This window comes from Streptomyces zagrosensis (assembly GCF_014203645.1).
GTDB lineage: Bacteria > Actinomycetota > Actinomycetes > Streptomycetales > Streptomycetaceae > Streptomyces > Streptomyces zagrosensis.
The window spans coordinates 253,552-279,972 of sequence record NZ_JACHJL010000002.1 but is presented as its reverse complement, the minus strand read 5'-3'; the positions used below and the strand labels follow the sequence as shown (position 1 = coordinate 279,972).

Sequence of the window (26,421 nt, the reverse complement as noted above, 5' to 3'; positions counted from 1 at the left end):
CGAAGCTCTTGAGCGTTCTTGAGACGTGAGCTCCGCCCCACGGTACCGCCGTGTGTGGCGAGTCGGTTACCTAGAGCGACAAAGCTCCTGTGCGGTCGGCAACCTGTGCAGTACGCCGAGCGCCGGGATCGGCCCGTAGGTGGCCGACTCCAATGACCCCGAAAGCGCGTTGGCAGTGGACAACATGCTGTGCAGGCACACCTGGTTCACGGCCACTCCGTAAGAACGCGACTCGCCTGCCCTGACGGTGGGCAACTTGGAAGAGGTGGGTCAAGGTGGGGAAGAAGGGCGAAGACGGGTGGGGCCCGCAAGAACACCAGGACGCCGTCACCGATCCCGACTCGCGGGTGTCTCAGAACGGAGACGTGTGGTCCTCCGCTGCGGACGATGAGGAACGCGAAGCTGCTGGTGAGGGCAGGGGCGTTGTCGTTTGGTTGTGTGCTGTCGGTCGGCCTGCCCGTGCGGGGGCGCAGCCCGGCCCGCGCGGACGGCTCGGCCTCCGGCCCTGGACTGCCGACCCGTCCCGCAACGCGCTCACACACCCGAACTGCGTACCAACTCGGCGACCTGGCTCAGCAGTTCAGCCGGCGCCCCCGTCGCGCCGCCGCCCTGGGCTACCTCGGGGGTGCCGCCGCCGCGTCCGCCAAGGAGGTGCTTGACGAGGGTGGTCGCGGACAGGCCGGCGGCGGTACCCGTCGCGTTCACGGCTACGGCTACTACCGCTCGGTCTCCGCTACGGGCCGCCGTCGCCACCAGGCCGGGCCGGTCGGCGGGTAGTCGGTCGCGTACGGCCAGGGCGAGCGCGCGGGCGTCGGCGGCGTCGCCGTCCGTCTCCGCCGTCACCACGAGCACATCGCCCGGCCCACCCGGGGCTCCGGCGTGCGAAGGACCCGCGTGCGCCGCCCCCGTACCGCCCGGTGCCGGGGCCGTCGCTGTGGGCACCGGCACCGCTCCCGCCGCTAGGGCTGCGGCGTGGGAGAGCAGTGCGCGCTGTCGCAGCCGCTGGTTTTCGCGGTCCACCGTCTTCAGCCGGGCCAGCAGCGCGGCCACCCGATCCGGGAGTTCGGCGCGCGGCGCCTGAAGTTGTTCCGCGATCTGGGCCACCAGGTCACGCTCGCGCGCCAGGTAGCCGAAGCCCTCGATGCCCACGGCAGCCTCCAGGCGGCGCATGCCCGCGCCGACCGAGCCCTCCGCTGTGAGCGCGACCGTGCCGATCTGCGCCGCGTGCTCCACATGCGTACCACCGCATAGCTCCCGCGACCAGGGACCGCCGATCTCGACGACCCGTACCTGTTCGCCGTACGTCTCGTCGAACAGCGCCAGCGCGCCCAACTCCTTGGCCTGCGGCAGCGTCATCCACCGCACATCGACCGGCAGGTCGTGGCGCAGCGCGCGGTTCGCGGCCTCTTCGACCTCGCTGCGGGCCGCGGCCGACAGGCCGCCGCGCCAGGGGAAGTCGAGGCGTAGATAGCCGGGTCGGTTGTACGAGCCGGCCTGGAGGGCGGTGGGGCCTAGGATCTCGCGCAGCGCCGCGTGCAGGACGTGGGTTCCGGAGTGGGCCTGTCGGGCGCCGAGGCGCCACTCGTCATCGACGGCCGCGTGCACGCTGTCCCCGGGGGCGAGTTCGCCGGCCGTGACCCGGATCTGATGGGCGACGAGCCCGGTCAGCGGTCGCTGTACGTCGATGACCTCCGCCTCGGCCGATGCGCTGGACAGCCGTCCCGCGTCGCTCTCCTGCCCGCCCGACTCGGCGTAGAACGGCGTACGGTCCAAGATCGCCGTGACGAGTTCGCCCTCCCGGGCCACGGGCACGGGACCGGCCGGGCCGAGCAGGGCCAGCACTTGCGATGTGGTGGTCAGGGCGGTCCAGGCTCGCCAGTCGGTGGGCCCGTGAGCGTCCAGTACCTCGCGTAGCGCCGTCGTATCGGCCGCGCCGCCGGACTTGCGGGCCCGCGCGTCGGCCCGCGCCCGCTCGCGCTGCTCGCGCATCAGCGCGGTAAAGCCCTCGCGGTCCACCTCCACGCCCTGTTCGGCGGCCATCTCCAACGTGAGGTCCACGGGGAAGCCGTACGTGTCGTGCAGCCTGAAGACCTGCGCACCGGGCAACTGGCGCCCGCCCGCCGCCTTCACCTGGGCGACGGCGGTGTCAAGGACGGTCGTGCCCTGGCGCAGCGTGGCGCCGAACGCGTTCTCCTCCGCCTCCGCCTGGTCCGCGATCCGCTCGTAGGAGTCCACGACCTCCGGGTAGCTGGGCGCCATGCGGTCGCGGGCGACTGGCAGCAAAAGGGGCAACACCGGGTCGTGATAGCCGAGTTGGCGCATGGCGCGGATGGCGCGGCGCAGGATGCGGCGCAGTACGTAGCCGCGGCCCTCGTTGCCGGGGGCGGTGCCATCGGCGAGCAGCATCAGGGCCGTACGGACGTGGTCGGCGACGACCCGCAGGGCGACGTCCGAGCCGTGTGCCGAAGCCCCGGCTGCACTGTTCGCCTCGCGCGCACCATCCGCTAGGGCTGCACCGTTCGGTCCGCCCGCACCATTCTTCCCGGCCGCGCTGCCCACCCCGCTCGCGTCACGCACCCCGCGCCCCGCACCGTTCGTCGCGCCGTAGCGCACGCCGGCCAACTCGGCGGCGCGGTCCAGGATGGGGCGGGTCTCATCCGTCTCGTAGAGGTTGCCGACGCCTTGCAGGAGGGTCGCCATGCGCTCCAGGCCGAGGCCGGTGTCGATGTTGCGCCGGGGCAACTCGCGCACGATGGGGTAGCCCGACTTGCCGGGGCCTTCCCCGCGCTCGTACTGCATGAAGACCAGGTTCCAAAACTCCATGTACCGGTCCTCGTCCACGGCGGGACCGCCTGGCCGGCCGAGCGCTGGGCCCCGGTCGTAGTACAGCTCTGATGCGGGTCCGCACGGGCCCGGTACGCCCATGGACCAGAAGTTGTCCTCGTCGCCGCGCGTCACGATCCGCTCGTCGGGCAGCCCGGCGAGGCGCTTCCACAGCGCCGCGCTCTCCTGGTCGGTGTGGTGGACGGTGACCCAGATGCGGTCCGGGTCGAGTCCGTAGCCACCCTCGGCGATCGGCAGCGTGGACAGCTCCCACGCGAACCCGATGGCCTCTTCCTTGAAGTAGTCGCCGAACGAGAAATTGCCGTTCATCTGGAAGAACGAGCCGTGCCGGGTGGTGCGGCCCACCTCCTCGATGTCCAGCGTTCGCACGCACTTTTGCACGCTGGCCGCCCGCTGCCATGGCGCCGCCGCCTCGCCCGTCAGATACGGCTTGAACGGCACCATGCCCGCGTTGACGAACAACAGCGTCGGGTCCGGCGTCGGCAGCGGGGCGCTGGGGACGATGGTGTGGCCGCGCTCGGCGAAGTAGTCGAGGAAGCGGGTGCGGATCTCGGCGGTACGCACATCAGGCTCCGGTCAGACGGGGGGCTGGCGCGGTGGGGGCTGGCGCGGCGGCGCCGCGATGCCACCGCCGGCCGGGGCGGGGAGCGCTGCGCCAGGCGCGCTGCTGAGGCTGGGGACAGGGGTGGGGCGGGGAGTGGCGACAGGGTGCAGGGCCGCGTACTCCAGGGGCGCGGACGGGTCGATCGACACGTCCAGCGGAGCGGGCTCGGCGCCCGCCCGTACCAGCAGATCACCCACGGCCGCGATCATGGCCCCATTGTCGGTGCACAGCCGCGGCGGCGGCACGCGCAGCGTGATGCCCGCGGCCCGGCAGCGTTCTTCGGCCAGCGCCCGCACCCGCGAGTTCGCGGCGACGCCGCCCACCACGACCAGCGTGCGCACCTCGTGCGCACCGCAGGCCGCGACCGCCTTGCGGGTCAGCACATCGGCGATGGCCTCTTGCAGCGCTGCGGCCCCGTCGCTGACGGGCAGCGGGCGGCTCTGGTGGCGTTCGGCCCAACGGGCGGCGGCCGTCTTGAGGCCGGAGAAGGAGAAGGTGTACGGATCGTCGCGCGGGCCGGTCATCGGGCGCGGAAACGCCACGGCGCGCGGGTTGCCCTCGCGCGCCGCCCGGTCGATGGCAGGCCCACCTGGGTACGGCAGCCCGAAGACCCGCGCCACCTTGTCGAAGCACTCACCGGCCGCGTCATCGAGGGTGTCCCCCAGGTGGGTGACCGCATCGCGGGCGAGATCCCGTACGAGCAGCAGCGAGGTGTGCCCGCCGGAGACGATCAGGACCACACAGGGGTTGGGCAACGGCCCGTGCTCCAGGGTGTCGGCGGCGACATGCCCGGCCAGGTGGTGCACGCCATACAGCGGCACCCCCAGCGCGTACGCCAGCGCCTTCGCGCCGGACAGGCCGACCTGAAGTGTGCCGGACAGCCCGGGACCCGTGGTCACGGCGACGGCTCCGATGTCGCCCATGCCGAGCTCCGCGTCTGCGAGGGCCTGCCGCACGACCGGGGCCAGGGCCTGCACATGGGCGCGGGCCGCGATCTCCGGCACCACACCGCCGAATCGGGCGTGCTCGTCCATGCTCGACGCGACGGCTTGCCCGAGCAGTCGCCCACCCACCACGAGCCCCGCCCCCGTCTCATCGCACGAGGACTCGATGCCGAGCACGATGCGCTGCGCACCCGCCGTAGGGGCCATGGGGAACCTGCCGTGATCGAGCGGTCTTCGGGCGAGAGCCGGCGCGGGGCGCACACAGGAAGGTGCTGCCTTCCGGCTAGTGGCGCCCCGGGCCCTCCCCTTCTAGGAGTCCGGTAGGCGTTCGAGACTGATCGCCAGGCGCAGTGGGGGATCGTGGGGGACGCGGTCCCAGCGGATGGCGAACACCTCGCATCGCGGGTCGGCGAAGAGCCAGTCGGCTGCCGCGCGGAACAATTCGGCTTCTCGTGTGCCACCGAATACCACCGTGTTTCCCTCGGCTACGGAAACCCATAGCCCTTCGTGCTCATCGGCGAATACGCCGGCCTTAGAACGCAGCTCGTCGGTCAAATCCATGCGCATTTCCTGCCCCCCACGATCGTTCGATTTTCATTGTCGCAAACGGCCACTCGCAAACGGCCCGCTACGAATAGCCCGCTACGAAAAGCCCGCTAAGCACGGAACACCGGTCGGCGGCACCCTTCTTCTGCCCCTGCCGTCATGTCTCAACCACCCGCGGCGCGGCGGCAGTACCAGCGGCCTTGGCTACGGGGCCGCGGGGCCATCGCGTACGGCGTGGGCTCTGGCATGGACCCTGGTATGGGCTCTGGCGTGGACCCTGGCGTGGGCTCTGGCATGGGAGCCGCCGCTGGGCACGGCGAGACCCGGTTGCCAGCAAACCTTGTTGCCGTTACCGGGAGGGGTGCGGTGCAATGGGCGACGTGGAGCATTCACCTGCCATCGCCCAGGCCCTGGCCGAGGTCGGCCCCCGGCTCAAGCGGCTGCGCCTGCGGCGCGGCGTCACGCTGGCCGGGCTTTCGCGGACCACGGGCATCTCCAAGAGCACTCTCTCGCGTCTTGAGTCCGGCCAGCGCCGCCCCAGCCTGGAGTTGCTGCTGCCGATCGCTCAGGCCCACCAGGTTCCGTTGGATGAGTTGGTCGGCGCTCCCGAGGTCGGCGACCCCCGTATCCGGCTCACGCCGCAGCACGTGAACGGCAACACGGTGCTGCCCTTGACCCGGCAGCCCGGCCCGCTCCAGACGTTCAAGATGGTGCTCCCGGCCAGCCGCAGCACACCGAAGCCGTGCACGCATGAGGGGTACGAGTGGCTGTACGTACTCTCCGGGCGGTTGCGCCTGGTGCTGGCCGACCACGACTTGGTCATGGACCCGGGAGAGGCCGCAGAGTTCGACACCCGGCTGCCGCACTGGTTCGGCACCACCGGCACCGGCCCGGTGGAAGTGCTCAGCCTCTTCGGCCGGCAGGGCGAGCGCATGCACGTACGGGCCAAGCCCCGCCGCCTTCGAGACGCCCCAGACAGCGCCCCAGACAGTGCCCCAGACAGCGCCCCAGACGGCGACGCGAACCCAACCCCGCGCCCCGACACCGAACCAGCCCCGTACCCGGACACCGGCTCCAGCCCAGGCTCGCGCCCAGACCCAGACCCAGACCCAGGCACCGGCGACCGCTGACCCCCGGCGCAGGACGGCAAACCGCCACCGTCCCCGCCGTGGGGGCGGCGGGGACGGTGGCGGGGGAAGCGCCGGCCGAACCGGAGTGACATCGGCCGGAATGGTGCGGGTGGGGCCGACGCGGTTAGAGCGCCTGGCTGCGGCGGCGGATGCGGAGCACGACCGTTCCCGCGCCGAGGAGTAGCGCGCTGCCCGCAACGCCGGTGGCGGTGATCGCGGAGCCGGACATGGTGGAGGAGTCAGACCCGGGAGCCGATGCGGTGGTGGTGGTCTTGTCTGCTTCGGCGGCGGGCGCCGCGTCCTGCGGTGCGATGCCGCCAAGCTTGCCGGAGCGCTGGTATGCCGAGCCGGGCAGCTTGTCGGCGTACCGGTCGTGGACGCGCTCCTGGTACGCCGCGACGGTGACGCCCTTCGCGCCGACCGCATCCCGCGCGGACTTGTTGAGCGGCAGCACCCGGCTGCCGTCCACCGCGTACCAGGCGGCTATCTGCGGCTCGGTGAAGACCAGGTCACCGGCGGTCTTGCGACCGAAGCTGACCTCGTCCGTACCGGATATGACGTTGGCGACGCTCCACGCCTGCGTCTTCGCGTCCCGTACGGTCCACACCGTCGCCGCTTCGCCGGAAGCGGACCTGGCCTCGGACGCCAGGTACGCGAACTCCGCGACCGGCACCGAAGCGGAGCTGTTGCCCCGCACGAAGTCGGGGTTCAGCGAGTAGACGGGAACCGTCGAACCCACCACGCGCGGCGCCTGCTTGGCCGCTTCGCTGCGCGTCACCGTGGAGTCCACGGTGGTGCCCTTCTTCCCGTTCTCGCGCTGTTCGAGGCGCACGAAGAAGGACGCGATGCGGTCGGTGGTGTCCTGGCTGGTCAGGGTCTTCGCGGCGGCGGTGCGGTCGGCCGCGGACACCGAACTGGGCGCGTCCGGCTGCGCGGCGTCGTTGGCCATGGCCGAGGTGGGCGCCAGGAGGACGAGGGCGCCGACGCCTGCGACCAGCGAGGCACCGCCGAGCCCGCGCAGGGTGGGTGAGCCGCTGCCGTTGCGGTTACGGGAGGCGTGCAGGCGGGATCGATTCATGTCCGTCATCGCGCTCACTTCTCCCCGTACAGCGACTCGGCCCAGCGGAACTGGTTGTTGCGGACGTAGGTGTTGTAGTTCATCTCGCCGTAGCGGGGGCTGCTGGGCCAGGGGTCGGCGTACATCAGCGTGCTGCGGTTGGCGTCGAACCCGTACAGGACCTGCGCGTGTCCGCCGCCCGAGGTCCAGTAGATGCCCGTCTCGACCGGCGAGTTGGCGTTGATCGTCTGCTGCACCGACGCGAAGGGCAGCACGCCGGTGGTGCGGCCCACGCTCATGCCGAGCTTGGACCACGAGCGCTGCACGTCGGTGAGGAGCCCGGGGCGGTTGGGGCACGCGGAGGTGGGGGGTAGGCCGCGGGCGTAGGTGCAGAAGGTGTTCTGCGAGGTGCTCTGGCCGTAACCGAGGTAGCGGGCTATGGACAGGCCCGTGGCGGCCCAGCACCACTGGTTCTGGCTCTGCACCAGCTCGGTGAAGGCGAGTTGGGCCGATGCGCCGGCGGCGGGAGCCGACGCATCGGCAGCGGCTGGGGCGGCTGCGGGCGCAGGGGCCGCAGGCGCCGCTGCGATGGCCGTGCCCGACAGCGGTGCTGCCAGACAGGCCGCTGCGGCGACCCCGGCGAGCGCGAGGGTCAACCGCTTTCGCGTTTTCATCGGGACCGAGGCGGGCGGTGTCGCCGGGGTGTCTACGGCACCCGTTGGCGTCCAGTGATTCCGCGGAATCATCGTGTTCTCCTTCTCGCCCGGCGGTTGAGCGCCGGGCGACATAGGGGGAAGTGGGCGGTCGCAGTGCGGCCACACCCGGGCACAGCAGGGGTAGGTGGGCCAGGGACACGTCACGAGGTCGGGCCGAACGCACGGGGTGAAGCAGGGGCGCGAGGCGTGCACGGGGGGCAACGCGCGGTGAGGGTGGTGCGAGGTGCGGTACGTACGGGGTGTGCATGGGGTGCGTACGGCGGGGCGGGGGTGCGCTGACGGTGGGAATGTGGCGCTCGTGACGCCTGTGACCGTTGTTGAGCTGGGGGCTTGTGGGGCTGAGGGTTGGGTGAGTGCGTGGGGCGTGGGAGTGGGGCGAGTACGGGATGTGGTGCGTGTGCGGGGCTCTGCCGCGAGCGGTTGTGGCCTCGCCGCCCGACTGGGGAAAGGCTGGTCCTGCCGCCGCGCGGCCCGGAACCCCCCCGGCCCCAAAGCAGGGGGTTTCCCGGTAACCCCCTCACCCCCGCGCGAGCCCGACCGATTGCCCCGCTATGTCCAGAACGGCCGGGCGGTATAGGCGAATGCGGGCGATATGGGGGCGCCGAGTGGTTAGCTCGTCGGGTCGCTCGCCCGTTCCGGGGCGTGGCGCAGTCGGATCAGTTCGGCGCGGGAGCGGATGCCGAACTTGCGGTAGACGCGGGTCAAGGTGGACTCGACCGTCTTGGCCGAGAGGAACAACCGGCTTGCGATCTCCCGGTTGGTGGCACCGTCCCCGACCATCTCCGCCACCCGGTGTTCGGCGGGGGTCAGCGCCCGCCACAGCGCCACCCCGGGCGGTGCTGTGGCGGGCGGTGTGCACTCGCCCGCGCCGTGCCCCATGCCCACGCCGATGCCCGCATGCCCGCCGATAGCCGCCCCCGCGCCCGCGCCCGTACTCGCGCCGATGTGCGCCCCCGCGCTCACGCCCCTACCCGCGCCGGCGTTCGCCCCCGCACCTGTTCCCGCGTACGGGCGCGGCCCCGCCGCCCCGTCCTTGGCCGTACCCCGGCCGCACGTGACGCGGTGCAACTCGGCGTTGGCCTGATCGAGCCAGGGCCAGGCATCGGCCGCGCGAAAGACACTGACGGCCTCCCGCCAGGCGGTGAGCGCTGCCGTGGCGTGCCGGCTCCGCCGCTCCACGGCGCCGAGGGCGAGCAGATCGCGCCCGTACTCCAGTGGCAGCCCCAACTCGCGGTGCCCGGCCGCGGCCTCGCGCAGCCGCGATGCCGCGCCCGGCAACTCGGCGGACTCCGCGCGCAGTAGCGCATCCACCCGTAGCAGTGACAGGGACACGCCCCGGCGCCCGAGCCGATTCGCCGTGTCGCGCACCTCGCGTACGACCGCCCACGCCCCCTCGTGGTCGCCCACCGCGACCAGCGCTTCGGCCAGGTCCGCAGCCCAGGGCACGGGCGCCGGATCGACGATGGCGCGGCGGTGCGCGATCGTACGCGCCTGGCTCAGGCACTCCACGGCGGCCACCGGTGCCCGCGACCGCAACTGGATCTGGCCCAGCAGACACAGGGCGAGCGGCAGGAACACGAGGTCGCCCTCGTTCCGCGCCACGCGCACACTCTCGCGGGCCAACGCCTCGGCCTGCTCCAGGTCACCGCCCGCGGCCTCGGCGACAGCGGCCGAATAGCAGACCGACCCGAGGGCGGCGCCGAGTGCGCGGGCCAGGCTCAGGGCCTCGTGCGCGGAGCTCAACGCCTTGCCGCAGCGACCCGCCCGCACCTCGACGTCGATGGACGAGCACAGCAGGAACAGGGTCTCCTCGGCGCCATCGGACTCCTTCGCGCGCCGTATGAGTCGGTCGAGTTCGGCGCCCGCGTCGGCGAGCCGGTCGGCGAAGAAGTCGAGCCGCGCCTTGATGGCCCGAGGTCCGTTATGTCCGCCGGTCGGCCCGGCGTCCTGCGGCCTGGCGAGGGCGCGGACCAGCGGCTTGTCCGCGTCGGGGCGGCCCTGGAGCGTGCCCACGAACGCCTGGAGCGAGAGGGCGAGCAGTTCGGTGGAGCGGTCGCCACCGCGCTGGGCGAGCCCGGCGGCGCGCGCCCCTTCCGCCCATGCCAGGGCCGAATCGCCGTCGCTGATGTGTGCCTTGACGGCCCGCAGATAGTGCAGCCGCCCCCGGGCACCGGGGTCGTCACCGGCGTGCGCGAACGCCTCGGCGAACACCTCGTCCAGGTCGTGCAGCGCCTGGTTGGCCGCGCTGATGATCAGCACGCACGCGCGGACGTGCTGCGCCGGGGCGGGCGCCCCCGCGGTGACGAGTTCGGCCAGTTCGCGGCAGAGCTCGTAGTCCGCAGCCGCGTACGCGTGTCCGGCGCCGCCGAGCAGCCGCTCGCAGCGCCGATCCGGATACGCGGCGGGAGTACGGAGCGCGGCGAGTCGGGCCAACATCGCGGCGTCGCCAGGGGCGCCGCGCCGGCGGGCCTGCTCGGCGGCGCAGGCCAGGGCCGCCGCCACGGCCTCATCGGGGCCGGGGGCCGCGAGCGCCAGATGGCGGGCGTGCTCGGTGGCGTCGAGCGTCGCGGCGGCAAGTCGCGCGTGCGCCGCCCGCCGTTCGGCGGCGGACGCCTCGGCGTACAGGGCGGTGGCGTACAGCGGGTGCGCGAAGCTCACCGCGGTGCCGTCGTCGGAGACGACGAGCAGGCCGGCGGCCACGGCCTGCGTGATCGCCCGGTCGGCGAGCCCATCGGGCGCGGCGGGCAACAGCACGGCCGCGCTGTGCGAGGTGGCCTCCGCGGCCAGCGCGGACCCGGGCGAGGTGGCCGCCGCGGACCGGGCGGTGGCACCCGTTGTTTCGGACGCAGCCTCGGCCGTGGCCTCGGCCGCGGTGGGGCCCGGGTGGGCGTGAGGGAACGGGAGAGCGGGGCCGCGCACATCCGGTACGCCGGGGACGGGTTTGGGACCCGCTGCGGTGCCGGCTCTCGGGCTGGTCGCCGCGCCGGGTAACAGCGCGGCATGGTCGGTGATCACCGTACGGGCCGCTCCGCGCAGCACCTCAAGTTCCACCGCCGCCCGGCGCACGGCCGAGGCCATCAGCAACAGCCCCCGCCCGGCCGGCTCCACCCGCCGAAGCCGCTCCGCGACCGCCGCGCCGATCCGCTCTGGCACCGGCAACGGCTGGTCGCGGGAGGGGAGGTGGTCACTCCGGTCGAGGATGCGCACGATGTCCAAGGCGTCCAAAAGGTCGCCGTCACACGCCTCGTGCACCCTCCTCACCAGCCAGTACGGCAGTTTCCGCGCCGCGTGGCGGTCCAGCATCTCGCGTAGTTCGGGCGCGGCGGGGATGGGCAGTTCCCGGCTGAGTACGGCGCCGGGGCACCAGGCCGCGCCGTAGCGCGGGCCGGTATGGGCGCTCGCGGTCTCGGTCACGATCGCGCGTACCCGGGTGGAGCCAAGACGTCGCGCGGCGAACGCCAACGTCTCGGCGCTGGGGGCATCCACGTACTGCGCCCCATCGACCGCGAGCAGCACCGGACCTCGCGCGGTCAGCCCCCGGAGCAGGCCGAGCAGGCCGAGCCGTACCCCCAACGGGTCGGGTCCGCCCGCCGCGGGTTCTTCTCGCCGCAACACGGCGCGCAGCGCGGACCTTTGCGGCGGGGGCAGCGCGGCCAACGCGTCATCGGGCAGCGGGTCGAGGAGGTCGGCGAGCGTGGCGTACGACAACGCGCGCTCGGCACGGTCGGGTTCGGCCCACAACACGCTGCCGGCATGGTCCCGGGCGCCATCGACGAGGCCGCGCAGGACGTAGGACTTGCCGGCACCGCGTGGCCCGTACAGGACGACGCTGCCACCATCGGCGAGATGGCGCCGGGCCGCGAGCACCACATCGTGCCGCGTAACGGAATCACTGTGCACCACGTACGGTCCTCACAGCGTGCGGTCCCCACAGCGCGGGCCTCACCACGCCGCTGCCGCGTTGTGCCGAGGCTTCGCGGCGCACGGCGGTTCCGCGTCGCTGCGCCGTAAAGCCGAAGTGTGGGTGTGGGATGGGCGACGACAGAGCTGAGCTCTCTGCATGGTCATGCCATAGTTGCCTTGGCGTCAACGGCCCGCACATCTATCGGCCATGCCCAGGTCATTCACGGCGTCATTCACGGCGTCATTCACGGGGTCATCCACCAGGGCAACCACAGGGCCGTCCGCAGGGTCGTACCCGGGGCCAGCCGGCCGCAGGCAGGCTCTCGCGTAGCACCGCTGCCAACTCGGCCACGAAACCGAGTACCACGGACCGCGCGGTGGTCGTGGCCGGGAACCGGGAGCGGAGAAAGAGGCCGTCCTGCGTGCGGGAGAGCCAAAACTGCGCGTCGTCCGCTGTGGTCACACTGCTGATGTGCTGGGCCCGCAGCTCGGTGTGCCGGTCGGCGCCGGGGAAGCGTCGGTAGTCGATGAAGGACACCATGAACACGTCATCACGGCCGCGCCGGAACGCGTCACCGAGCGCCGGAAGAACCTGGGCGATGGGCAGTTCGGCCAGGGCTCGCCCGGAGGCGAAGGCGGCGCGGGTGCGGGCGGCGCCCGCCACGGCGTCGGGCACACCACGGACCTCGACCGTGAGCGGGGCGACGGTCGTGAACCAGCCCATGGCATGCCGCCACCGGGCCTCATAGCGTGTGTGCAGCGGCGTGCACATCCGCAGCACATCGCCGGCCCCCAGCCGCCGCGCAGCCAGCGCGAACGCGGTGAGCGCACCCGTGAACGCCGAGCCGCCCGCCGCGCCGCACCGCGTCTCAAACGCGTCGGCCGCGGGCCCATCGAGTACCTGCCGTACGTCCGTGCCCTGTGCCGCCCGCTCACCCGGCGCAAGCCCCAAAGCCAGCGGAAAGGCGGGCGTCGTACCCGCACAGGCGGCGAAGTACGCACCCCAACCCCGCACCAACGGATGGTCAGGCCCCGGCGGCGGACCCGCCAGCGTGGCCTGTTCCTGCGCGCAGTAGTCCACGAAGCTGCCCACGTCAGGCAACCCGCGCGGCGTGCCACCGGCGGCGAACTCCTCGTAGAGTGCGGGAAGTTCGGACACGACGAGGGCGAGCGAGTACCCGTCCGCGGTGGTGTGGTCGAACCCGCAAAAGACGGTGGCTGAGCCGGGCCGCACCACGGCGGTCAGCAGATACGGCGGACAGCCCAGCGGATGGCAGCGGTCGGCCAGCCGCTCCGCAAGCCGAGCGCGCAGCGCCAACGAGGAACCGAACTCGCCGTGATCCACGGTCGTCAGCTCGTATTGCTCAGCGGGTACGAGCAGCCGCCACACCTCACCACCGTCGGCCGCCCGAAAGCCGCTGCGTAGCGCCTCGTGGCGGCGTACCCAGTACGTAAACGCCGCCGTCAGCGCCCGCTCGTCAACTGCACCCGCCAGCTCGAAGGAGCAACCGAGCCAGTGCCGTGGCCCGCCCGGATCGCGGTCGGCCGTGGCGAGGTGGAACCGTTGGTTGAACGAGGGCGGGACGGGGGACAAGTCGCCGCGTTCGCCGCTCGCGGTGCGCGCCCGGGTGGCGGTGGCCTCGGTTGGGGCGAACTCCACGAGGCGGCCCGGCGGTGGGAGGTAGCGGTCCATCGTCGTGACGCGCATGGCTCACCCCCGCCCGACCGGGAGCCGCACCCCACCATCGGAGCTGGCCACACCGCCGCCCGGCGCCACCGGATAGACCCCTTGCGCCACCGGATGGGTCTCCCGCACCGCGGGGCCACCATCGTGCCCGCCGTCCTGCCCTACATCGCGGCGGGCGCCGTACGCGTACGTCCCCGTCCGCGCGATCTCCCGCAACACCTCGCGCAGGTGCTCCAGGAACTGCGGGACGTGCGTACGGGCGGCCGGGGTATCCGGGTAGCGGGTCTTGAGGTACGTACGGTCCCACAGCCGGTTCACCCACATCGGCACCTCGCTGCTGCGACCGGGCCCGACCAGGGCGTTGCAGTTCGCCTCCACCCAGTCCCGCGACCCGGGCGCGTGCCGCAGGTCCAGGTACGAGGTCATGGGCAGCACCGTGGCCGCGTCGGACTGCAAGCTCGCGCCGGGTATCAACTCGGCCACCCGCAGCGGGGACACGGTGGCCAGCGTCCGCGCCGCGTCGAAGGAGCGCTGCGCGCCGGCGAGCGCTTCGGCGAAGCCGAGACCGCGGCCGTCAGCCGCGACGGGGAACTGCACGGGCACCAGGTTGATGAACCAGCCCTGCGTGAACTGCCAGCGCCGCTCGTCCCGGGTGTGCACAACGGTCAGCCCGCGGTACGTGTCGTGCCCACCGAGTTCATGCCCGACGATGCCGAGCGCCGTGAGCAGCCCCGCCGAGAACCCGGACCCGAGCGCCTTGCACACCTGGGCGAACGCATGCGCCTGCGCCGTGTCGAGGAGGTCCAACTCGACCGAAACACTGGGGTAGCTCTGCCCCGGCTGCGTGCCCAGGTCCAGCGGGAACCCCGGCGGCGGTCCGGCGAGGAAGAAGTCCAGCCACTGGCGTACCTGCGGTGAGGACGCCTCGATGCGCGCGGCGCGCTCCCGATCCAGGGTGCAGGCGTCCACATAGCTGCCGGTCTCAGGCAGCGCGGCCGGCACTCCGGTGATCTCCGCCTCGTACAGGGCGCGCAACTCGCTGAAGACCAACAGCACCGAGAAGCCATCGGAGTGGGCGTGGTCCACCGCGAAGTACACGGTGGACGCGGCACCGTCCGCGCGCAGCACCGCCCCCGCCGTGAACGGCGGCCACCGCATCGGATCGGTGTCAGCGGCGAACCGCTCCGTGAGATGCGCCAGGATCTGCGCGGAGTCCCGCACCCCATGCCGTACCGACTCGATGGACACGAGCTCAGCGGGCACGGCATGCCGCACCAGCCGGGTGCCGTTGCCGCTGCCGGGAACGGAGCCGCTGTCCAACGGCGCGCCGGAGTCCGGAACAGGTTCGCCATGAGGAACGGAATCCGCACGCGAGAACCAGGTCAGCAGCGTGCCGTGGCGCAGCACCCACTTCTCCACGGCGCCGGCCATCGCGGTGGTGTCGATGCGACCCGGCAGGTCGAAGACGATGCCGAGCCAGGGCGACTGCTCGCGGCCCGCGGCCTCGTTGGCGAGTCTGCGCAGGATGTGGTTCTCCTGCACGTACGAGGGTGGCGCGGGGTGCACCGGTGCGTGCGTGGCACGCTCCACCGCGGCATCCGGTATGCGGAATTCGATCAGCTCGCCGGGGTCGGGTACGTAGTCGAGCAAGGGTGTCATCAGCATGGTGCGGGTTCCTTTCCTCGGCTGCCCGGACCATCCGGACGGCCCGGGCTCTGCGGGCTCTGTGGGTTTAGTGGGCTCTGTGGGCTCTGTGGGCTCTGTGGGTCCCGTGTGGCGTGTGAGTCTTCTGGGTGGTGGGGATGACGCGGCGTGCCGGGGCTCCGCGGGAGTTCCGAGATGTTCGGCACATCCGGTTCGCCTTGGCCTGCGATCTCCCGCACCAGCCGCGCGACACGGGCCAGATACCCCGGCACGACCGCCCTGGCCTGGGACGTGTCCGGGTGCCGATAGCTGAGGTAGATGCCGTCGTGCGAGCGCATGATCCACAGGTAGACCTCGTACGCGTGACTGCGCCGACTGCGCAGCGCCGCGGCCTTCCAGGCGCTCCACTCGCGGGCGCCCGGCGTGTTGCGGATGTCCATGTACGAGACCATGAAGTGCGGTTCGAGCGGCTGCCCCAACAACTCGGTGACCCGCGGGAACGGCACCGTAGCCATGGCCTTGGCACGCTCCAGCGCCTTGGCCGCGGCCCCCATCACCTCAGTGAACGAATCGGTGCTGCGCACCGCGAACCGCAGCGGACCAAGTCCGACGTACCAGCCGACCGACTGTTTCCACTGGTGCTGGCTGCGGGTGTGGAAGGGCGTGAGCGCGCTGAAGTCCTCCACCCCGGCGATCTCATGTCCGCTGCGCGCGAGGGAGGCGAACACGCCGGTATAGACGTTGCCACCTCGATTCTTGCATGCCTGGTCAAAGGACTGGGCGCCCTCGGCGTCCAGGAGCCAGTCACAGCCGCCGACCTGCGGCACGTCGAGGGTCACTCCGTCGCTGACCACCCCGGGAAACTCGGGCAGCCGCCCGCCGTTGTCGGTGAGGAAGTCCCGCCAGTGCGCGACGGTCTCATGGTCATCGCGTACGAGCGCAGCACCTTCGCGCTCCGTACCGGCGAAGTCCAGGTAGCTGCCGACCTCACCGAGTTCGGCACGGCAGCCGCGCAGCGCCGCCGCGTACAACTCCCGTATCTCATGTGCGATGAGGAAGATCGAGTAACCATCGACGTTCGAGTGGTCGAAGCCCAGGTACACGGTCGTGGAGCCCGCCGGCTCGCAGGGCGGGCGAGGATGCGGGACGACGACGGGCCCCGGGGGCGAAGCGATGTCGCCCGGGTGAGGGACGGTGTCGCTTAGCCGCTGGGTGGCGTCGCCCAGGTGCCGGGTGGTGTCGCCCGGGTGCTGAACGGTGGCGAACACGAACGACGGCCAGGCCAGTGGGTCCGTCGCCTGGTCGAGCAACTGCTCTATGCAGTCGGTGAGTTGGGCCGGATCGTCAAATGCGCCAACGTCGGAACGCCGCAACGTCACGGCACCAGCCCGCACCGTGGCCCGCGTCATTCGGCCGCCCGACTGAGGCGTACCAGGTATGAGGCGGCTACGCAGCGCCTCGTGCCGATCGATCCACCCGAGCAGCGCGACCTCCAGCGCCCCGGCGTCCAGCGTTCCAGGCAACTCGAAGGTGGTGGCCAGCCACGAAGGCCCGCGCAGCCCGGCGGCTGCGGCGCTCTGCGCGGCCATCACATGCGCCTCCTGAAGATAGGAAGCGGGCCGGGTGTCGGGGCGCCAGTGCGCCGGAGACGGATGCTCGGTGGTGGGCCGCCATACGGTGAGGAGACCGGGGCGGGCGTCGAGGTCGCAAAGGTCGATGAACTTCATGTACGCGCCTTGGGGCCGACGTGGTGCGGGGTGCGGCGCCCGGGCAGACGTGGGGGGAGCCCGAACGCGCGTGAGGTGGGGAGCGGGGGCCCGGCAACTCGGCGGACGTCGTCGTCAGGGCCGATGCGAGCCGCTGGTGAAGCGGGGGAGGTACGCGCCGCCGAGGGGGCCCGGGCCTGGGGGTGGGAGGTCCGGACGCCGAGGACGCTGAGCCGCGCTTCCCGCTGGGGGTGTCAGGGGCGCTGGCACGCTGGCCCGAAGGCCGTACACGTTCTGGGTGGTGCGGGTGGTGCGGGTGGTGCGGGTTGCTTGGGGGGTGTGGGTGGTGCGGGTGGTGGGGGTTACTCGGGAGGTGCGATGGTGCGGGTGGTGTAGATGCGCTGGTGAGCGCGAGCGAGGGGTGAGGGGTGGGGGGCCTGCACAGGGCGATGGTGCGACCGGCCGTACGCCACCGGACCTCGCCATTCCGCGAAGTACCAGCCGATCTGTCCCCGCTTCGGTCATCCGATCAGGAACTTGTTTCCCATGGTGCTACCGCAAGGTAACAACTGCGTGCACGCTACATAAAGAACCGGCGCGCGACACCCCGACCGACGCGCTGTCGGCGTGGGCGTCGGCGTCGGCCTCGGCGTCTGCGTCGGCCAACCAGGAACGGCGCGGCGCGGACGACACCGGCCCCGGGGGGCACCCGAGGGCCGGCGGCATCCATCGGCCGCCGAAAGGTGGCCCACCCGCACTCGACAACGGCCCATCCGGCCGCCCAGTCGTCAGGCCGCCGGAGATGGGGCTGCCCCCGATGGGGGTGGCAGTACGGGAAGGTGGGTCACCACGTGTCCCTCTTCGTCCTCGATGATGAGGGCGGTGATGGTGTTCTTGCGCATGGCCGTCACCATGCGGGTGGACACCTGCGCGTCGGACACGGCACGAATGCTGCCGCCCGAAGCGCGCGCGCCGCTGGCGTTGACGGTCATCATCCGATAGGTCTCGCCCGCCTTGAGCCCCGACAGTGCCACAGGTACCTCGGTGCCCCCCGGGCGTTCGACCATCTTTCCCTCGCGGACTAGCGCCACGGATGTTACGGGCGGCTGATCTTGGCCTGGGCTTTGGTCCAGCGCGAACGGGGCGATCACCGCTGCCGCCGTGACGAAGGCAGCGGCGGCACCCAGCGCAATACGGCGCCTGGGCCTGATCCGAGGTCGGGCAGATTCTGCGTCGGCCACAACATGGCGAATGCGGTCGCTGAGTTCCTTCGAGGGCCGTGCTTGCGTTGCGGAGGCTCGGGCGCCCGTCCAGCCTGCGAGCGGGTCCGCGCGCTGGAGCGTCCGGACCACGTCATCGGTCTCGGACGCCGCACGGGTACATTCCGGGCACTGGTCGAGGTGCCGGGCCAGGTCCGCCGGCAGCGGCGTGCCGAGGAGCAGGTGCTCGGTCAGCAACGGGCGGAAGGGGATGCATGCCTTGTTCATGGTGCCAGCCACCCGTTCTCCTCAAGGATGAGCCGTAGCGCGCGCACACCGTAGTACAGCCGGCTGCGCATGGTGGATGCGGAGATCCCCAACTCCGTACCCAGCTCGGCGCAGGTACGGCCGCCGAAGTACACCTCCACCACCGCCTCCCGGTGCTGCGGGCTCAAGCGCTCCAATGCCTCCCCGAGCTGTATCCGCTCAAGAAGCTGATCAACGGGGTCGAACGCTGAGGGCACCTCGGACACGCTCTCCCACGAGGAATGACCAGCACCCTCCCGAACCTTGCGCTTGCGCATGGCGTCCACCACCGCGTTGCGGACGATGGCGAACAGCCAGGTCCGCATGCTGCCCTGGTCCGGATCGAACCCCCGGGGCGACCTCCAGGCGCGAACGAAGGTCTCTTGCACCACGTCCTCGGCAAGCTGCCGGTCGTCCAGCGCTTTGAAGGCGAACCCGAAGAGTTCACCGCCGTACAGGTCGTAGGCAGCCTGTACCTCGCGCTCGGTCCGCAGTCCGGCGGGCTCCGCGTCCTTCGACGCCAACCGCCCACGCAACCACCGCACAGGACTACCGCTTACCGACACGGCCAGCCACATCCGATCCGCGCCAGAACGCCATGGTGCTTTCCATTCCCGCAGAAGACGTAGTCACCAGGGGATACGTAGGCCCCGCCGGCAGTGTTGAACGGGCAGGGATTCTCTTTTCGGGTGGCCGAAGACGCCCTGGCCACATGGTCCCGCCCGAGCACCGCACCGATGGCGCCCGGGCGGCGGAGCCAGCCCCATCTCCCAACCAGCCCCATCTCCCAAGGTGTCGGTCCGCCGTGCGGACTGGTCACATGCAGCGCATCATCGTGGGTCGTCAGGCGGCGGATACGAGGCCGGCCAGGGCCTTCCGAACCACCGGACCGGACTTCGCGGGGCCCTGGTCGGCGCTCGCCGAGGGCGCGCCCGTCACGACGAACCCGGCGAGCACCGACAGCGCGGACGCCACCAGGGCGGAGCGCCGGCGGCGGAGAGGCGACGGCGCCGAGGCACGGGACTGGGACTGGGACTGGGACACGAGACAACTCCCGGCTGTATGACTGCTGTTGATGACCCAAGCCTGTCGCGGACCCGATCATTCATCGATCCGCGGGCTGCCTAGTCGAGGTAGCGCAGGCACTACCTTTCGCGGCGGGCGCCGCGGCGGACTGTCCATGTGGCGCGGCGGGTCAAGGCAGGTGGTGTGCCGTGTCACGGCAGGTGATGCGGTGGCCCGGGGGCAAGGGTGACGGCCCGCCGACGATGTCGGCGGGCGGTCACACGGAATCGAGAGCGCGGCGGGCTTTACCGCGTTGCGGCGAACGGGGGAGCTGCTGGCTAGGGCGTGGTGGTGGCCGGGTGCGACTTCCCGAGCTTCTCGGTCACGCTGCGTGCCGCCACGTCGATCTTGGCGATGGTCAGGTCCGCGTTAAGCGCCCACGCGGTTGCCGAGTTCGCACTGAAGGCGATCGCCTGGCGCGGCTTATTCAGGTAGCGGTCTTTGTCCAGGAGGTCCGCAGCCGCACCCGTCTCGGGGTTGATGGCGGTCACCGTGCTGTCCCCTTCGTTCCCGGTGAACAGGACCGTCTCATCGGGAGAGATCACGGCGCCATAGGGCTTCTTGTTGGGGACGCCGTCGCCATCCACCTTGAGTGTCTCTACCGTTGGCTTGCCGCCGTCTACGAGTGTCACCTTGGCGATCGTGTCGTCGGCGCTGTTGGCGGCGTACAGGTGCTCGTTGTCCTGGGAGATGGACAACCCCCGTACCCCGTTGAGCCCGGTGATTTCTTCTTTCGTCAGCATCTTCGGAGCCATGTTGGGGTCGGCTACATCCAGCACCTTGATGCTGCCCTTGGTCTTCCCGTCTGCGTAGTTGGTGACGTAGAGCTTCTTTTGCGAGGGCGCGAGCTTTACGCCCTGGCGTGGCTGGTCGAATCCGGTGACGATGTCCTTCGGGCTGCTGGCGGGCGGGGCAGACGGGTCGGACGGACCGGGCTGGGCGACGACCGTGACGGTGTCCGCGGCGAAGTTGTTGGCAAACAGCCGCTTGCCGTCGTCACTCTGTGCGGTACCGAAGACGCCGGCGCCCAGCGGCATGCGCTCCTTCACCTGGTACCCGCCAGACTCGGTCTTGCCGATCCGGTCCACGACACCGAGTGTGCTGTCGGAAACGGTGAAGCTGTCGCCGTTCGCGGCGAATTGGATATCGCGCGGGTTGGCATACCCGTGGATCTGCGCAATCTCCTTGCCATTGACCAGGTCGATGACGACCAGGAACTTGGCGGTAGACCGCGTGACCACGGCGATCTTCTCATCGGGGCTGACCGACATGCTGTTGTTCTCGGGCACGACGCGCTTCCCCTCCTTCGCGTCGTACCTGCCGAACAGCGGGCTGTCGTTGTAGGCACCGAACTTGGGGATGGGGTTGTGGAGCGCATTCGTCGACTTCTTCGGCTTTTTCGGCGAGTCCGCATTCGCCGAAGCCAGCGAGACTGGCAGAGCCAGGGCGGCGAGAGCGGTGGTGACGAGAAGCATCCGGCGAGTGTTCTTAGCGCTTTTCACCTGAAATATCTCCCTTTTTCCTGGTGTCCACCCACTGTGGACACCTTGGCCATACACAACGGCACTACCCGAGTCATTCGCGGACCTGGTCACCAGACGTCCGCCATACCCCGGGACCCGATCAGAAGAGCCACCGGCTTTGTTTCGCTCGCTATTGAGGCGCTAATCCGGAGAATGCTGAATCTAGAGTGCTGAGGGTGAACGCTGCATGCGAAGCGATGTGCCGTTCTCCAACCAGTTCGCGTTCTCTGTTGGGTCGGTGGCTGTGCAGTCACCAGGGGATACGCGGCGGCACCGCGTCGCGTTGAAGGGAAGCGAAAAGTATTTCCCTCGCCGGGAAAGGGGAGGGGGGACCGGCTTCAGAAAGCGACCATGGCACCGCCCGGCCGGGGATCGGCGCCCACCCCGGCGGCTAGGCAAAGCCAAGCCAGGCCAGGTCCGGTCCGTAACGCTGCCCGCCCCGGTCTCCGACTTCCGGCCAGCGCACCGGCTCCGCACCGTGAGGGGGCCGCGTAGTTCGGCCAGCTGCACGCGCGGGGACGGTGAGGTTGCCGGCTCGGCCTGGCTCGGTCTGGCCCCCTGGGGCCGGCGCCGCGTGCGGGGGGCCACGCGCCCACGAGTCGCCTCCCACGTTGCCCGCCGAGACCACCCCGCATGCGCGGGGACCACGCGGTCACTACGACGGACGGCAGTGTGGGTGAGGGACCACCCCCGCATGCGCGGGGACCACGTGGTTACGTTTGCGGCCAGTGTCTCCACGTGAGGACCACCCCCGCATGCGCGGGGACCACAACGCCACGTACACGTCAGCGTCCTGCCACAAGGGACCACCCCTCATGCGCGGGGACCACGGTCGACGTTGACCCGAACGACCCCGGCGATAGGGACCACCCCCGCATGCGCGGGGACCACGAGTTGGACGTCATCGGTGTAGAGCGGCGCGAGGGACCACCCCCGCATGCGCGGGGACCACCGCATGGCCATGCGTACGGCTCTCAACTCCGAGGGACCACCCCCGCATGCGCGGGGACCACGGGCCGGGGCGTGCCGGACGGGAACGGGACGACGGGACCACCCCCGCATGCGCGGGGACCACTGCGACCACAACGCAGCCACCGCCGCCTGCTGAGGACCACCCCCGCATGCGCGGGGACCACCCCTCCCCGCCGTACACGATGCTGCCGGGGTTGGGACCACCCCCGCATGCGCGGGGACCACTTCCCCTGCCGCCGCATGGCTGGCCAGCTGATGGGACCACCCCCGCATGCGCGGGGACCACCACTTCCCCGGGGTCCTCGCCGTGGCGCACGAGGGACCACCCCCGCATGCGCGGGGACCACGCTTGATGTGCCGCCGGAGCCACGTCTCCGTGAGGACCACCCCCGCATGCGCGGGGACCACGCGGGTCCGGTTCTTCCGGAGACGAGCGGTGGGGGACCACCCCCGCATGCGCGGGGACCACGACGTGACCGATCCGGATGGGCGTCTGATGCCGGGACCACCCCCGCATGCGCGGGGACCACTCGCCGTCGTCAGCCTGGAACCACCTCGCAGTGGGACCACCCCCGCATGCGCGGGGACCACCGTAGTGGTGCTGATCGATCGGGTTGTCGAACGGGACCACCCCCGCATGCGCGGGGACCACGGAACCGCATCATCTCGCCTATCTTCGACTGGAGGACCACCCCCGCATGCGCGGGGACCACTGCCTGCATCTGTGTGTGCAGCCAAGCAGCCTGGGACCACCCCCGCATGCGCGGGGACCACCCAGGTCAGAGAGTGTCTGGCCAGTGCGCGTGAGGACCACCCCCGCATGCGCGGGGACCACGACGGAATGGCAATCGTCCAGGGTGCCCCGGAAGGACCACCCCCGCATGCGCGGGGACCACAGTTCGCGACCTGCGGCTTTACCGAGCGCCACCCCGGTTTTTACTCACTTCTTCAAATTCCGGCATACTGCGCAAATCCCTCAAATAAGAAGCCGTCCCCGATCATCGCACCGGCACAAGAGGCCACAACGTAACCGATCACACCACCCATCCGACACCCCGCGCCGACCCGCATCGCGGCCACGCGTCCCACGCAGCAAACTCGGCGATCCTCCGCAGCCCAGCCCAGCCCAGCCCAGCCCAGCCCAGCCCAGCCCGCGTTCGCCACCTCCCGCTCGGTGGTCCGTCCAGCGCCGCTAACTGCTCCCGACGACCGCGTAGGCCCGTACCGGGAACGTGCCCATGCCCTCGATGGCCGGGGGCGCGGCGTGGAAGCGGAAGCCGTTCGGGGGGAGGTGTTCCAGACCGCGCAGATGTTCCACGATGGGAATGCCCGCGGCCAGTAGGGCGGTGTGCGTGGGGCGGGTGCCGTCGTCGGCGTCGTCAATGTTGAGGGAGTCGATGCCCACGAGGGCGGCTCCCTGCTCGACCAGCCACTCGGCGGCGTCCGCGGTGAGGTAGGGATAGCCGTTCGCGTACTGCTCGGTGCCCCAGTGTCGCGACCAACCGGTGTGGATCAGCACGGCCCGGCCCGCGACGTCGTGGGGCAGCAGCAGTTCGCGTTCCACGGACCGTCTTTCGCTGCCCAGTACCCGTACGACGACACCGTCGAGGTCGGTCAGCTTGCCGAGCGGCAGTCCGGCGAGGTCGGGGCCATCGGGGAAGCGGTGGAAGGGGCTGTCGAGGTAGGTGCCGGTGTTGGAGACCATCGAGATACGGCCGAAGACGAACTCGGTTCCGGGGGCGTAGCTGTTCCGGGACGCTTCCCGGGAGATGTGGTCGCTGATCTCGGGTCCGGGCAGACCGGGGTAGGTGATCATGCCGTGCCGGACGGTGTGGCTGAGTTCGATGACAGAGCGGTCGGCCGCACCGTATGGGCCGGGGGCGGCCCGGGAGTCGGCGGCGTTCCGTGTTCCCTTGTGCGGCTCCGATATGGTCTCGCGCCCAGTGATCCGTACGTCGTCCACCATCAGCAGCCCTAGTTGCCGGACGAACAAATCGGCCACTTCGCGATCGCCGATATCCGGCCCGGACACGTCCAGTCGAAATCCTTGAGTCTGAAGGCCACCGCCGTTGCTGAAGGTCACTTCGGCGTCGAACCGCACACGCCACCGCTCACCGTTCTCGTTCATGGCCCGATCCTCCGCGCAGTGCGGATCGGGAGCAAACAAGAATGTACGAAGTGGCCCTGTAGTCCGGCCGATGAAACTGGCCCTCGGCGACCGCATGTCCCACGAACCGTGGTGTGCCGCGCGGCGTTGTCGGACCACCCCCGCACGCGCGAGGACCACGCTTGCCCGAGCAGGCGCCACACCATCGCCTCGGGACCACCCCCGCACGCGCGGGGACCACTAGGGTCTGCTTGATCTTGGCGGACGCGCCGGGGGACCACCCCCGCACGCGCGAGGACCACAGTTGCCCACCCGCGGTTTTACTCCGCTGAGCGGCGGTTTTTACTCACTTCCGCGGAGTCCGGCATACCGCTTTTCATGGCTAGCCCTGTGTCAAACTGGAACATATCCCCACCTTCCATCAGCTCCCAAAGCGCCGACGTTTCGATGCCTTGCTCCAGCCTCGTTGGGGCGGGGGCGCGGTGCGGGGCTCCTCGTGGTGGGTTTTCGGGGCGGGGCGGTGGATCAGCGTGAGCCCTTCGTGCTCCTTGGGCTGCCAGGCGTGATCGTGAGTGGCGAAGGTGAAGCCTTGCTCGTTGTCGGCCGGGTGGACGAGCAAGGCGCGGCCCTTTCCCGCGTACTGGCGGACCTCCTCCCACAAGATGTCGCGTACCCGGGTCGATGGGGAGCCGAGGAAGACGCCGGGGGAGATCTCCAGGAGCCAGCGGGTGAGGAAGCCGCGGAGCCCCGCGGGGCAGTTGGCCAGGATGATGACGGTCACCAGATCGGCTCATCCCCATAGTTCCGGCCGCCTTCCACGAACGTGTCCCCGTCCGATTGCAGCGTCATCCGGTCTGGGGCTGTGGCCGGGTCGCGGGGTTCCTCGTAGCTGAGTAACTGCTTGATGTCGCGTACGCAGCGGTCTAGCAGCCCCGTGTCTTTGATGCGGTCCCGCAGTGCCCTGCGGGTGCGGGTCGCCACGTCTTGCTCGCCTTCTGCTGCCGCGTCGAATGCTGCGGGTATGGCGACATCGGTCTTGTAGAGGTCTGCCACATCCAGCACGAACGATCGCTCGTGGCCTGAGTGGACGAAGCCGAGCGCCGGAGAGCAGCCCAAAGCGGTGACGACCGCGTGGGTGATGCCGTACATGCACTGGGCCGCTGCCGTCACCGCCTGATTCGGAGCATCGCCCGCAGAGAAGTCGCCCCGGTGGTAGTCGCGCCGCCGCCAGGGGACTCCGGTGCGGGCCGACTCAAGGCGATAGCAGTCCTTGAGGCGCCGGCCCTCCATGCCGAGCAGGTCCTGTCGGGTGCAACCGGCGGTGTCCTCGCCGGGGAAGCGCAGCCGGTACATGGCCCGGGCCACCTCCAACCGGGTACGCCGATTCGCCCATGCCGTGGCGTGCGCTTCGGCCAGGCCCGAGGAGCGGGTCAGGGCGCGCCCACCGGCATAGAAGCGCACACCCTGCTCACCCACCCACGCCACACCGGCCCCGCATTCGCCGAGAACGGACATGGCCTGGTGCGTGATTCGCGTCCCGGGGCCGAGCAGTAGGGTGCCGATGGTCGCGGAGGGGATGTGGGTCACCCCGTCCACGTCCGTGGCGGTGATCGCGTTGTCGTCGCGGTGTACGGTGCACCGCTCCAGGTAGACGAAGGAAATGCGGTCCCCAACCCGGGTGAGTTCGCGAGGCGTGGACTCGCGCCGGCTGCCGACGGTGGTCATTGCTCACCTCGCGGGGGCGTCAAGGGAGCCAACGTCATCAGGCCGCAGCCGTACGCTTTGGCCTTGCCGAGTCCGTGAGTGAGAGTGCGGCGAAAGACCTCGGGTTGGGTGATACGCAACCGTCCGTCGTACGTGACCCGGGTGAAACGCACATCGTCTCGTGCGGAGCGGGAAGCCGAGCGACCGAACTGAAGCGGGACATAGTCGCGGACGATGACCTCATGCTCGTCACCGTGTTCCAGCAACTGACGGTCGGCGGGCTTTCGTATCACTTCGAAACCCGCCGTCTCCTCCCGTTCCAGCAGCCATCGCAGTTGGTGGTGGGGTGTCCGGTGGGCGGTGCGCTTGGTGCGGGTCCCCGGCGCGTCGTCCGGCATGCGGATGTTGTGTACGGGATTGGCGGTGAGCCGGAAGCCCCACGTATCGCCCGCCGCCAACGCATCGAGGAACGCCGCGTAGTCGAACGACTGCCAACCCGGGGTGTCCAAGGTCGGCCAACCCGCCTGCTCGACCAGGTGCGTGAGGTCGGGCCGGGACGGGCTGACGATGAACAACGTCATCCGCGACTGTTGATTGCGGTCGATGCGCCATAGGACGCGTGGGCCGGAACCGTCCCGGGGTGGCGGTTCGGGAAAGGCCATGTTCACGGCGCCGTGCATCAGATGGGGCGAGCTCAGCAGCCGCCGACCCTCGGGGCGACCGGTGTTGACGCGGAACTGAGTCAGGAACATCAGGTGGTCCTC

Annotated in this window: 17 protein-coding genes, 1 pseudogene and 1 CRISPR repeat array; of the genes and pseudogenes, 2 read left to right on the top strand and 16 right to left on the bottom strand. The window is 70.7% G+C overall.

Going from position 1 to position 26,421, the window contains the following annotated elements:
- Positions 1-534 precede the first annotated feature (534 nt).
- From alaS to FHS42_RS04790, 3 genes are all read right to left on the bottom strand, one after another.
- A complete protein-coding gene (gene alaS, locus FHS42_RS04800) occupies positions 535-3,408 on the bottom strand; it encodes an alanine--tRNA ligase (protein WP_184569265.1) in 2,874 nt (957 codons plus the stop codon).
- Positions 3,409-3,420: 12 nt separating this feature from the next.
- Complete coding sequence (tsaD, locus tag FHS42_RS04795; protein WP_184569264.1) at positions 3,421-4,599, bottom strand: tRNA (adenosine(37)-N6)-threonylcarbamoyltransferase complex transferase subunit TsaD; 1,179 nt, start codon at positions 4,597-4,599, stop codon at positions 3,421-3,423.
- A gap of 102 nt (positions 4,600-4,701) precedes the next feature.
- Positions 4,702-4,953: a hypothetical protein gene (locus FHS42_RS04790; RefSeq protein ID WP_184569263.1), complete on the bottom strand. Its 252-nt coding sequence runs from the start codon at positions 4,951-4,953 to the stop codon at positions 4,702-4,704.
- A gap of 356 nt (positions 4,954-5,309) precedes the next feature.
- On the opposite strand from FHS42_RS04790, the pseudogene FHS42_RS04785 reads away from it, so the two are divergent.
- Positions 5,310-5,897 (top strand): annotated as a pseudogene (locus FHS42_RS04785) (helix-turn-helix domain-containing protein); the annotation flags it as partial.
- Between the two features lie 295 nt (positions 5,898-6,192).
- Here FHS42_RS04785 and FHS42_RS04780 read toward each other — a convergent pair.
- The 8 genes from FHS42_RS04780 to FHS42_RS04745 form a co-directional block, all read right to left on the bottom strand.
- Entirely contained in the window at positions 6,193-7,146 is a 954-nt protein-coding gene (locus FHS42_RS04780) for a hypothetical protein (RefSeq protein WP_184569261.1), read from the bottom strand.
- Positions 7,147-7,160: 14 nt separating this feature from the next.
- Positions 7,161-7,871 (bottom strand): papain-like cysteine protease family protein, encoded by a 711-nt coding sequence (locus FHS42_RS04775; protein ID WP_246494199.1) that lies wholly within the window; start codon positions 7,869-7,871, stop codon positions 7,161-7,163.
- Positions 7,872-8,450: 579 nt separating this feature from the next.
- A complete protein-coding gene (locus FHS42_RS38495) occupies positions 8,451-11,744 on the bottom strand; it encodes a LuxR family transcriptional regulator (protein ID WP_184569260.1) in 3,294 nt (1,097 codons plus the stop codon).
- Between the two features lie 253 nt (positions 11,745-11,997).
- Entirely contained in the window at positions 11,998-13,452 is a 1,455-nt protein-coding gene (locus FHS42_RS04765) for a condensation domain-containing protein (protein ID WP_184569259.1), read from the bottom strand.
- Between the two features lie 3 nt (positions 13,453-13,455).
- Entirely contained in the window at positions 13,456-15,096 is a 1,641-nt protein-coding gene (locus FHS42_RS04760) for a condensation domain-containing protein (protein ID WP_184569258.1), read from the bottom strand.
- Entirely contained in the window at positions 15,090-16,802 is a 1,713-nt protein-coding gene (locus FHS42_RS04755) for a condensation domain-containing protein (protein WP_184569257.1), read from the bottom strand. Before FHS42_RS04755 ends, FHS42_RS04760 begins: the two co-directional genes overlap by 7 nt.
- Before the next feature lie 767 nt (positions 16,803-17,569).
- The gene (locus FHS42_RS04750; protein ID WP_184569256.1) at positions 17,570-18,280 is read right to left on the bottom strand and encodes a hypothetical protein; all 711 of its coding nucleotides are present in this window, start codon (positions 18,278-18,280) and stop codon (positions 17,570-17,572) included.
- Positions 18,265-18,810, bottom strand: a complete 546-nt coding sequence (locus tag FHS42_RS04745) for a sigma-70 family RNA polymerase sigma factor (protein WP_246494198.1) — start codon at positions 18,808-18,810, stop codon at positions 18,265-18,267. The genes FHS42_RS04750 and FHS42_RS04745 overlap by 16 nt, the downstream gene beginning before the upstream one ends.
- A 281-nt stretch (positions 18,811-19,091) precedes the next feature.
- Here FHS42_RS04745 and FHS42_RS04740 point away from each other — a divergent pair, with 281 nt between their 5' ends.
- Complete coding sequence (locus FHS42_RS04740) at positions 19,092-19,352, top strand: hypothetical protein (RefSeq protein WP_184569254.1); 261 nt, start codon at positions 19,092-19,094, stop codon at positions 19,350-19,352.
- A 277-nt stretch (positions 19,353-19,629) separates the two neighbouring features.
- Here FHS42_RS04740 and FHS42_RS04735 read toward each other — a convergent pair whose 3' ends face one another.
- From FHS42_RS04735 to cas6e, 5 genes are all read right to left on the bottom strand, one after another.
- Complete coding sequence (locus FHS42_RS04735) at positions 19,630-20,853, bottom strand: phosphate ABC transporter substrate-binding protein (RefSeq protein ID WP_184569253.1); 1,224 nt, start codon at positions 20,851-20,853, stop codon at positions 19,630-19,632.
- 641 nt (positions 20,854-21,494) lie between these two features.
- Positions 21,495-22,742: direct repeats of the CRISPR family, unit length 28 nt; unit sequence GGACCACCCCCGCATGCGCGGGGACCAC.
- A gap of 296 nt (positions 22,743-23,038) precedes the next feature.
- Positions 23,039-23,974 (bottom strand): cyclase family protein, encoded by a 936-nt coding sequence (locus FHS42_RS04730; protein WP_184569252.1) that lies wholly within the window; start codon positions 23,972-23,974, stop codon positions 23,039-23,041.
- A gap of 400 nt (positions 23,975-24,374) precedes the next feature.
- The gene (gene cas2e, locus FHS42_RS04725; protein ID WP_184569251.1) at positions 24,375-24,734 is read right to left on the bottom strand and encodes a type I-E CRISPR-associated endoribonuclease Cas2e; all 360 of its coding nucleotides are present in this window, start codon (positions 24,732-24,734) and stop codon (positions 24,375-24,377) included.
- Positions 24,731-25,678: a type I-E CRISPR-associated endonuclease Cas1e gene (gene cas1e, locus FHS42_RS04720; RefSeq protein WP_184569250.1), complete on the bottom strand. Its 948-nt coding sequence runs from the start codon at positions 25,676-25,678 to the stop codon at positions 24,731-24,733. Before cas1e ends, cas2e begins: the two co-directional genes overlap by 4 nt.
- Positions 25,675-26,409 (bottom strand): type I-E CRISPR-associated protein Cas6/Cse3/CasE, encoded by a 735-nt coding sequence (gene cas6e / locus FHS42_RS04715; RefSeq protein ID WP_184569249.1) that lies wholly within the window; start codon positions 26,407-26,409, stop codon positions 25,675-25,677. Before cas6e ends, cas1e begins: the two co-directional genes overlap by 4 nt.
- Between the last annotated feature and the right edge of the window lie 12 nt (positions 26,410-26,421).